This is a genomic window from Sphingomonas mali NBRC 15500, assembly GCF_001598415.1.
Lineage (GTDB): Bacteria > Pseudomonadota > Alphaproteobacteria > Sphingomonadales > Sphingomonadaceae > Sphingomonas > Sphingomonas mali.
Genome location: NZ_BCYX01000023.1, coordinates 59,493 through 67,480 on the forward strand (window position 1 = coordinate 59,493; position 7,988 = coordinate 67,480).

At 65.4% G+C, this 7,988-nt stretch carries 8 protein-coding genes; 6 read left to right on the forward strand and 2 right to left on the reverse strand.

Annotated elements, in window-relative coordinates:
• Positions 1 to 103 precede the first annotated feature (103 nt).
• From yajC to SMA01S_RS16215, 5 genes are read left to right on the forward strand one after another with little or no spacing between them, the layout of a single operon-like run.
• Entirely contained in the window at positions 104 to 448 is a 345-nt protein-coding gene (yajC, locus tag SMA01S_RS16195; protein WP_066824669.1) for a preprotein translocase subunit YajC, read from the forward strand.
• Positions 448 to 2,073 carry a protein translocase subunit SecD gene (gene secD, locus SMA01S_RS16200; protein ID WP_066824635.1) on the forward strand — a complete coding sequence of 542 codons (1,626 nt, stop codon included), beginning with the start codon at positions 448 to 450 and terminating at the stop codon, positions 2,071 to 2,073. The genes yajC and secD overlap by 1 nt, the downstream gene beginning before the upstream one ends.
• 13 nt (positions 2,074 to 2,086) lie before the next feature.
• Complete coding sequence (gene secF / locus SMA01S_RS16205) at positions 2,087 to 3,061, forward strand: protein translocase subunit SecF (RefSeq protein ID WP_066824638.1); 975 nt, start codon at positions 2,087 to 2,089, stop codon at positions 3,059 to 3,061.
• A complete protein-coding gene (locus SMA01S_RS16210; protein WP_066824640.1) occupies positions 3,061 to 3,432 on the forward strand; it encodes an Mth938-like domain-containing protein in 372 nt (123 codons plus the stop codon). The genes secF and SMA01S_RS16210 overlap by 1 nt, the downstream gene beginning before the upstream one ends.
• A gap of 57 nt (positions 3,433 to 3,489) precedes the next feature.
• Positions 3,490 to 4,737, forward strand: coding sequence for a DUF3089 domain-containing protein (locus tag SMA01S_RS16215; protein ID WP_084250367.1), 1,248 nt, complete (start codon positions 3,490 to 3,492; stop codon positions 4,735 to 4,737).
• Here the strand turns inward: SMA01S_RS16215 and SMA01S_RS16220 are convergent.
• The gene (locus tag SMA01S_RS16220; RefSeq protein WP_066824642.1) at positions 4,724 to 5,893 is read right to left on the reverse strand and encodes a glycosyltransferase; all 1,170 of its coding nucleotides are present in this window, start codon (positions 5,891 to 5,893) and stop codon (positions 4,724 to 4,726) included. The two genes, SMA01S_RS16215 and SMA01S_RS16220, sit on opposite strands and share 14 nt — an antisense overlap.
• A gap of 50 nt (positions 5,894 to 5,943) precedes the next feature.
• The gene (locus SMA01S_RS16225) at positions 5,944 to 6,768 is read right to left on the reverse strand and encodes a class I mannose-6-phosphate isomerase (RefSeq protein WP_066824647.1); all 825 of its coding nucleotides are present in this window, start codon (positions 6,766 to 6,768) and stop codon (positions 5,944 to 5,946) included.
• Between the two features lie 142 nt (positions 6,769 to 6,910).
• On the opposite strand from SMA01S_RS16225, the gene SMA01S_RS16230 reads away from it, so the two are divergent.
• On the forward strand, positions 6,911 to 7,861 hold the full coding sequence (locus SMA01S_RS16230; RefSeq protein ID WP_066824648.1) for an outer membrane protein assembly factor BamD: 951 nt from the start codon (positions 6,911 to 6,913) through the stop codon (positions 7,859 to 7,861).
• The last annotated feature ends 127 nt before the right edge of the window (positions 7,862 to 7,988 follow it).

The following is a 7,988-nucleotide window of genomic DNA, read 5'->3' on the forward strand; positions in this document are numbered from 1 at the left end:
CGTTGGCGATGTGTTGCACCGCGCCCCGCATGGTGATAGCGCGCGGCGCTTACGGTGGCGCCCCTGACGGGCGCGTCAGCCATGCCCATTTTTCAGGATGCTCATGTTCATTCCTTCTGCTTATGCTCAGGTCGCCGGCGGCGCCGCTTCCGGTTCCGACGGTATCGCCATCGCGATGCAGTTCTTCCCCTTCATCCTGCTGTTCGTCGGCTTCTATTTCCTGATGATCCGCCCGCAGCAGCGGCGCGCGAAGGAACTGCGCAACGCGATCGACGCGCTCAAGAAGAATGATCAGGTGATCACCTCGGGCGGCATCCTGGGCAAGGTCAGCAAGACCACCGATAGCTATGTCGAGCTGGAAATCGCGCCCAACGTGAAGGTTCAGGTCGCGCGCGGTGCGATCACCGAGATCCTGTCGCCGACCACGGCCAAGCCGGCGAACGACTGATGCTCGATTTCCCGCGCTGGAAAGTCCTCTCGATCTTCGGGTTCCTCGCGGTGCTGATGGCGCTCGCGATCCCGAGCTTCTTTCCCGAGGACATGACCAAAGGCTGGCCGGTCCATCCGCGCATCAACTTGGGTCTCGATCTTGCCGGCGGCAGCTATCTGCTGCTCGAAGCGGATACCAGCCAGTTGGTGACCGACCGCGTCAATCTGATGAGCGACAGCGTCGCGACCGCGATGCGCAAGGCGCCGCGGATCGATATCGGCGACATCACCACTGACGGCGGCAAGGTCAGCTTCATGCTGCGCAACGTCGCTCAGCTGGAGGATGCCCGCCAGCGCTTGTCGCAAATGACCACCGGCGCGCAGATGACGGGGCAGCGCGACTGGGACATCCAGGTGGTCGATTCGACGCGCTTCGTGATCACCCCGACCAAGGCCGGGGTCGACGAGGCGATCGACAGCGCGATGAGCGGCGCGACAGAGGTCGTCCGCCGCCGCATCGACTCGCTCGGCACGCGCGAGCCGACCATCATCCGCCAGGGCGCGACGCGCATCGTCGTCCAGGTGCCGGGCCTGCAGGATCCGACCGCGCTCAAGGCGCTGCTCGGCAAGACCGCCAAGCTCGAATTCAAGCTGGTCGACACGACGGCCGACACCGCCAAGCTCGCGGTTGGCCAGTCGCCGATCGGCGACCAGATCCTGCCTTATCCCAGCGCCGCCGGTCGCGGCTTCCCCTATGTCGGCTATCCGGCGAACAAGGTGCCGGTCATCGCGGTGCGGCGTGCGGCGATCATCACCGGTCAGGATCTGACCGATGCGCGCGTCCAGAACGATCCCCAGACCAACGCGCCGGTGGTGGCGTTCCAGTTCAACACCGAAGGCGGCAAACGCTTCGCCAAAACGACGCAGGAGAACGTCAACAAGCCGTTCGCGATCATCCTGGACGGCTCGGTGATTTCGGCGCCCAATATCGAGGGCCCGATCCTCGGCGGCAGCGGCGTCATCCAGGGCGGCTTCACTTTCCAGAGCGCGAACGATCTCGCCATCCAGCTCAAGTCGGGCGCGCTGCCCGTTGCGCTGAAGGTGATCGAGGAGCGCACGGTCGGCCCGGAACTCGGCAAGGATTCGATCGACGCCGGGATCAAGGCGTCGATCATCGCCGTGATCCTGGTCGTCGTGTTCATGCTGGTGACCTATGGCCGGTTCGGGCTCTATGCCAATTACGCGGTGGTCATCAACGTGCTGGTCATCATGGGCGTGCTCGCGGTGCTCAACGGCACGCTGACCTTGCCCGGTATCGCCGGCTTCGTGCTGACGATCGGTACCGCGGTCGACGCCAACGTGCTGATCAACGAACGCATCCGTGAAGAAAGACGTCGCGGACGAAGCGTCATCCAGTCGGTCGAGCTGGGGTATAAGGAAGCCAGCCGCACCATTTTCGAGGCGAACATGACCCACGCCATTTCGGGCGTCGTCATGCTGCTGCTGGGATCGGGCCCGGTGAAGGGCTTCGCGGTCGTGCTGCTGATCGGCATCGCGACCTCGGTGTTCACCGCGGTGACCTTCACTCGCATGCTCGTCGTCATGTGGCTGCGGAAGCATCGTCCGCAGACCATCAACATTTAAGGGGCCGCTCAAAATGCGCCTGCTCAAGATCGTCCCCGACGATACCAATATCGATTTCGTCCGCCTGCGCTATTGGGCGTTCGGGCTGACCACATTGCTGACCATCGCGGCGGTTGCCCTGGTGTTCATCCACCGCCTCAACATGGGTGTCGACTTCGTCGGCGGCATCATGATCGAAGAGAAGTTCATGGTCGCACCGAGCGTGGACAAGGTGCGCAAGGTGGTTGACGACCTGAAGGTCGGCGAGGCGTCGCTGCAACAGGTCGGCAGCCCGACCACGCTGTCGATCCGCCTGCCACGCCCGGAAAGCAACGATCCGGCGGCGACCAACCAGGTCGTCGAGAAGGTGAAGGCGGCGCTGTCGCAGAATTTCGCCGGCGCGCAATTCTCCAAACAGGACGCGGTGTCGGGCAAGGTATCGGGCGAGCTCGTCTGGAACGGCATCCTGGCGGTGGTCGTCGCGGTGCTGTTGATCGGCCTGTTCGCGATCTTCCGATTCGAATGGCAATTCGGCGTCTCGACCGTGGTCGCGATCATGCACGACGTGCTGATGACCCTGGGGTTCTTCGCGCTGACCCAGCTCGAATTCGACCTCAACATCGTCGCCGCGGTGCTGACCATCATCGGCTATTCGATCAACGACAAGATCGTCATCGACGATCGCATCCGTGAGAATATGCGCCGCTATCGCAAGATGGAGATGCGCGAGATCATCAACCTGTCGGTCAACGAGACGCTGCCGCGCACGGTGATGACCTCGCTGACCATCCTGCTCGCGCTGTTCGCGCTGCTGATCTTCGGCGGACACGTGCTGCGTGGCTTCACCGCGGCAATGATCCTCGGCGTGGTCGTCGGTACCTATTCGTCGATCTACGTGTCGTCCTCGCTGCTGATCACGCTCGGCCTGCGCGCCGAGCCGACGCCGGACAAGCCGGGCAAGCCCAATGCGGCGACCGGGGCGGAGCGCGTCGGACCGGGCAACAACTGATGCGGATGGACCGTGCCCGTACCGACGGGCCGGTCGTCTCCGGCCTGAGCGCGGCTGGCTTTCGCGTCGACGACAATGTCTATCACGCCCTGGCGATCACGCCGGAGCGGGCCGATGGCTGGACTCCGCCACCGCTCGCGGCGCTCGATCAGGGCGATCTCGACCTGGTGCTGGCACTCGATCCTCGTCCCGAATTCCTGTTGCTCGGAACCGGCCCGACACTGGTGCGGCCGCCCGTGACGCTGGTTCGCGCGCTCGAGGCGCGGGGTATCGGGATCGAGGCGATGGATAGCCGCGCGGCGGCGCGCGCCTGGGGCATGTTGCGCGGCGAGGGACGCTGGGTCGTCGGCGCCTTCTATCCGGTGGCTTGATCCTGCCGTGCGCTCGGCTAGGCTCGGTGCGGGCATGGGAGCCAGGGGAGACATAGCATGAAGAGGTTGCTGTTCGTCGGCACGTTGTTGATGGCGGTCGTCGCACCTGCAATGGCGCAGACCGCGCCGCCTGCGACACCGGCAGTTGTACCGCTGCCCGTGGCGCCTGCCGCTCCTCCGGCGCCCCCGCCCGTGATTATCCCGGCACCCGATTACAACACCGATGCCGGCTGGCTGTGCCTGCCCGGCCGCCAGGACGCCTGCGCGGTCGACCAGAACGTCACCGTCATCACCGGCGACGGCAAGCGCAAGGTCGTCAAGTTCAAGGCTGACCCGGCGCCCAAATATGATTGTTTCTATGTCTATCCGACCGTGTCGCTCGACCCGACGCCGAACAGCGACCTCAATATCGGGCCGGAGGAAAGGCAGGTCGCGGCATCGCAGGCCGCGCGCTTCACCGCCAAGTGCCGGGTCTATGCGCCGCTCTATCGCCAGGTCACGCTGACCGCGCTGCGCGATATCATGGCCGGAAAGGCGAGCGCCGCCGACCGCAAGCTCGCCTATCTGGACGTCGAGGCGGCGTGGCGCGCCTATCGCGACAAATATCAGGCCGGCCGCGGCGTCGTATTGATCGGCCACAGCCAGGGGGCAGGCATTCTCAAGCAATTGCTCGCCGAGGTGATCGAGAATGACCCCAGTCAGCGCCGCTTGCTGATCGCCGCCTATCTGCTCGGCACCAACGTCGCCGTGCCGGCCGGCGGCGATGTTGGGGGTGATTTCAAGCGGACCAAATTGTGCAAGGCGATGGATCAATATGGCTGCGTCGTCAGCTACGTGACGTTCCGCGCCGATTCGCCCCCGCCGGAGAATAGCCGCTTCGGCAAGGTGCCGCAGCCGGGCATGGTCGCGGCTTGCGTCAACCCGGCAGCATTGGGCGGCGGCAAGGCGGTGACCGATGCGATCCTGGGCACCAAGGGCGCGGGGCTCGCCAGCGCACCGATGGGGCCGTGGACCAGCGACAATGCGCCGGTGACCACCCCGTTTGTCTCGGTTCCCGGACTGATCTCCGCCGAATGCGTCTCGAACAACGGGTTCAATTATCTGGCGGTGACCGTGAACGCCAATCCCCAGGATCCGCGGACCGATACGATCGTCGGCGATGTCGTCGTCAATGGCGCGACGCTCAAGGATTGGGGGCTCCACCTGATCGACATGCCGGTCGAGATGGGCAATCTGGTCAGCCTCAGCGAATATCAGGCGGCGGCGTGGCGCGGCACGCCGATGGATCTGCCTAAGAAGAAGTGACCAGCGTCTTCAGGTGATCGTACAGGCCGGCGGTGTTCGCTTCCCAGGTGAAGCGTTCGGCGCCGGCCCTGACCGTCATCGGCGGCGTGTGGTCGGACAGCACCGCGGCAATGCCCGACGCGAACCCGGCCGGCGTGCGCCCGACGATCCGGCCATAAGCGCGTTCGGTCACGACTTCGGGCGCGCCGCCGACATCGGGGATGACCAATGGGACGCCGCAGGCGAGTGCTTCCACCCAGGCATTGGCCAGGCCCTCATTCTCCGATGCCAGCGCCATGACGTCGGCGGCGGTGAGCAAGGCCGCCATCTCGCCATGCGGCACCGCACCGAGCAGCCGCACGCGGTCGGTCAGCCCCAGCGCCGCGATCTTGGTTTCCAGCGCGCCGCGATAAGCGCCTTCGCCGGCGATCAGCAGATGGACGTTGGGGAGCGCCGCGATCGCCTCGATCACGATGTCGTGGCCCTTGCGCTCGATCAGCGCGCCGGTCGACACCACCAACGGCCCGCGGACACCCAAAGCCGCCTTGGCCTCGCCGCGGTCGCGCGGGGCGAACTGGCCGAGATCGACGCCGGTGCGATGGACGCGGATGGATTCCGCCGGCATGCCCATCGCGACCATATCGCGCTTCATCGCCTCGGACACGGCGAGCAGACCGTCAGCATGTTTGCCCGCGGAGCGGACCTGGCCGGCGGTCGCCGCGGCGGTGCCCCAATGATGGACGTCGCTGCCCCGTGCCTTGATCGAGACCGGCACGCCGAATCGCCGCCCGAGCGCGACGGCGGCGGGCCCGTCGGGAAAGAAGAATGAGGCGTCGATCACGTCGAACGCGAACTCGTGCCGCAGGTTGGTCAGGAAGGGACTCAGCGCGCGAGTCAGGAAATGGACGTGGAGGCGGCCGGCGGTACCGGGCATCGCGAGGAAGCGCGGACGGTAGACGTCGACCCCTTTCCATTGCTCGCCGAGCGGAAGCGCGCCCAACTGGGCATGGCGCCCGCGCAGCGCGAGCGGAAAGGGCGGCAGCCCGATCGGCGCCACCACGCGCAACTCGACATCGGGGTGCGCGGCGAGCCCGAGCGTCTGGCGCTCGACGAACACCCCGAAATTGCGCCGGGTAGCGTCGGGAAACAGGGTCGAAAGCGTAAGGACGCGCAGCATCCGCCTTTCCTATACCCCATATGGTTAATGAGCGCTGGAGCTTGTCACGTTCAGATGCGCTTTGTGCCCGGATAGGCGAACAGCAGGTCGCTACCCGCCGCCGCCGAGACATGCGCGGTGCCGCTGACCGTCACGCATTCGCCGGCACGCCAGGCGACGCCATCGGTCACGCCTTCACCCTTGAGCGGAGTGAGCCAGCCGGTGACGCCATCGGGCAGGGTGACGGTCCGATCGCCGCCGGCCCAGCGTTCGAGCACGAATTTCGGCCCCTCGCACAGAATCGTGCGGCCCTCTTCGACTTCGCCGACGATCGGCTTGGGTACGAACGGATTGGGGTGGGCGACCTTCAACCCGGCGTCGAGATGGAGTTCGCGGTCGCTGCCATAATCGTAGAGGCGATAGGTCAGGTCGACATTCTGCTGGACCTCGACCAATGTAATGCCGCCGCCGATCGCGTGAACGGTGCCGGCCGGCGAATAGAGGAAATCGCCGGCCTTGACCGGCTTCCAGTCGAGCATGTCGACGATCGATCCGTCGAGTGCGCCCTGGCGCAGCTTCTCGCGCGTGGTCGGCTCCTTGGTGCCGAGCGCGATCGTCGCACCCGGTTCGGCGTCGAGAATCACCCAGCATTCGTCCTTGCCGCGCGGATAGCCCGCGGCACGCGCCGCTTCGTCATCGGGATGGTCCTGCACCGACAGCCGCTCGCTGGTGAACAGATATTTGATCAGCAGATCGGGGGTGCCCGCATCGGGAGTCTGGAACCACACCTCCCCAACCGGGTCGCCGCCGGGCGCCGGGTCGCTGAAGCCGGGCCATAAACTGTGCCGCCCCCACGGCTTTTCGACGCGTTTGGTGGCAAGCAAGGTGGCGGTCATCGGTCAAAGCCCTCCCGGGTAACGGTTTCAGGACGCGAACGCATGGACCCGGCGACCGATCCCGCGCGCTCCAATGGCAACGCGACGAGCGGCGTAAAAGGATTGTTTGCGCCCCGCGCGTGCTGCGCTAAGACCACGCGCCATGCGTATTGCCAAGTCCCGTCCCGTCGCGTTCGCGCTCATCGCTCTCCTTGCCTTGCCGATGGCGGGCTGCGCCGGCCGTGGCGGCGGCCTGAAGAAGGGCGACGTTCCCTATATCGCGCGCGATGTCGGCACGCTCTACACGCTCGCCAAGACTCGGCTCGATCAGGGCCGCTACAAGGAAGCGGCAGTGTTGTTCGACGAAGTCGAGCGCCAGCATCCTTATTCGATCTGGGCACGCCGCGCGCAGCTGATGAGCGCGTTCAGCTATTATATGGACACCGACTATACCCAGTCGATCCAGTCGGCGCAGCGCTTCCTGGCGGTCCATCCCGGCAACCGCGACGCGCCTTATGCTTATTACCTGGTGGCGCTCGGCTATTACGAGCAGATCGCCGACGTCACGCGCGACCAGAAGATCACCCAGCAGGCGCTCGACGCGCTGGGCGAGCTGGTTCGCCGCTATCCCAACACCAAATATGCCGCCGATGCCCGGCTCAAGATCGACCTGGTCCGCGATCACCTCGCGGGCAAGGAGATGGAAATCGGCCGTTTCTACGAAACGCGCGGGCAGTGGCTGGCGGCGACGCTCCGCTTCCGCGCCGTGGTCGACGGCTATCAGACCACGACTCACGTGCCAGAAGCGCTGATGCGCCTGACCGAAACCTATCTCGCGCTCGGCGTGCCCGAAGAAGCGCAGAAATCGGCCGCCGTGCTCGGCGCCAATTATCCCGGCACCGACTGGTACAAGCGCGCCTATAAATTGATGGAAGACCATCCCTACAAGCCGACGGCGCCGTTGGCGGCGGGCGAATTGCCGATCCCGGTCGGCTTCAAGGATGCCCAGCCGATCGCACCGGGCACGCCGGGCGTTGCCGCCAAGGACGAAGGCCGCGGCTCGACCGGCACCAGCAATACTGGCGGCGCGGGCAACGGCCCGATCCCGAAGTAAGATTAGCTCTTCCTCGCTTTAAGCCCTCTCCCGCAAGCGGGAGAGGGTTGGGTGAGGGTCTTCTTCCTTCTTCCAAGCGTATGCTGAAAACAGAAGAAGAAAGAAGACCCTCACCCTCCCACCGCCT

Coding starts and splice junctions, on each gene's coding strand:
- SMA01S_RS16230 (WP_066824648.1), top strand. CDS start 6,911: ATGCGTATTGCCAAGTCCCGTCCCGTCGCGTTCGCGCTCATCGCTCTC.
- SMA01S_RS16215 (WP_084250367.1), top strand. CDS start 3,490: ATGAAGAGGTTGCTGTTCGTCGGCACGTTGTTGATGGCGGTCGTCGCA.
- SMA01S_RS16225 (WP_066824647.1), bottom strand. CDS start 6,768: ATGACCGCCACCTTGCTTGCCACCAAACGCGTCGAAAAGCCGTGGGGG.
- SMA01S_RS16220 (WP_066824642.1), bottom strand. CDS start 5,893: ATGCTGCGCGTCCTTACGCTTTCGACCCTGTTTCCCGACGCTACCCGG.
- SMA01S_RS16210 (WP_066824640.1), top strand. CDS start 3,061: ATGCGGATGGACCGTGCCCGTACCGACGGGCCGGTCGTCTCCGGCCTG.
- secD (WP_066824635.1), top strand. CDS start 448: ATGCTCGATTTCCCGCGCTGGAAAGTCCTCTCGATCTTCGGGTTCCTC.
- secF (WP_066824638.1), top strand. CDS start 2,087: ATGCGCCTGCTCAAGATCGTCCCCGACGATACCAATATCGATTTCGTC.
- yajC (WP_066824669.1), top strand. CDS start 104: ATGTTCATTCCTTCTGCTTATGCTCAGGTCGCCGGCGGCGCCGCTTCC.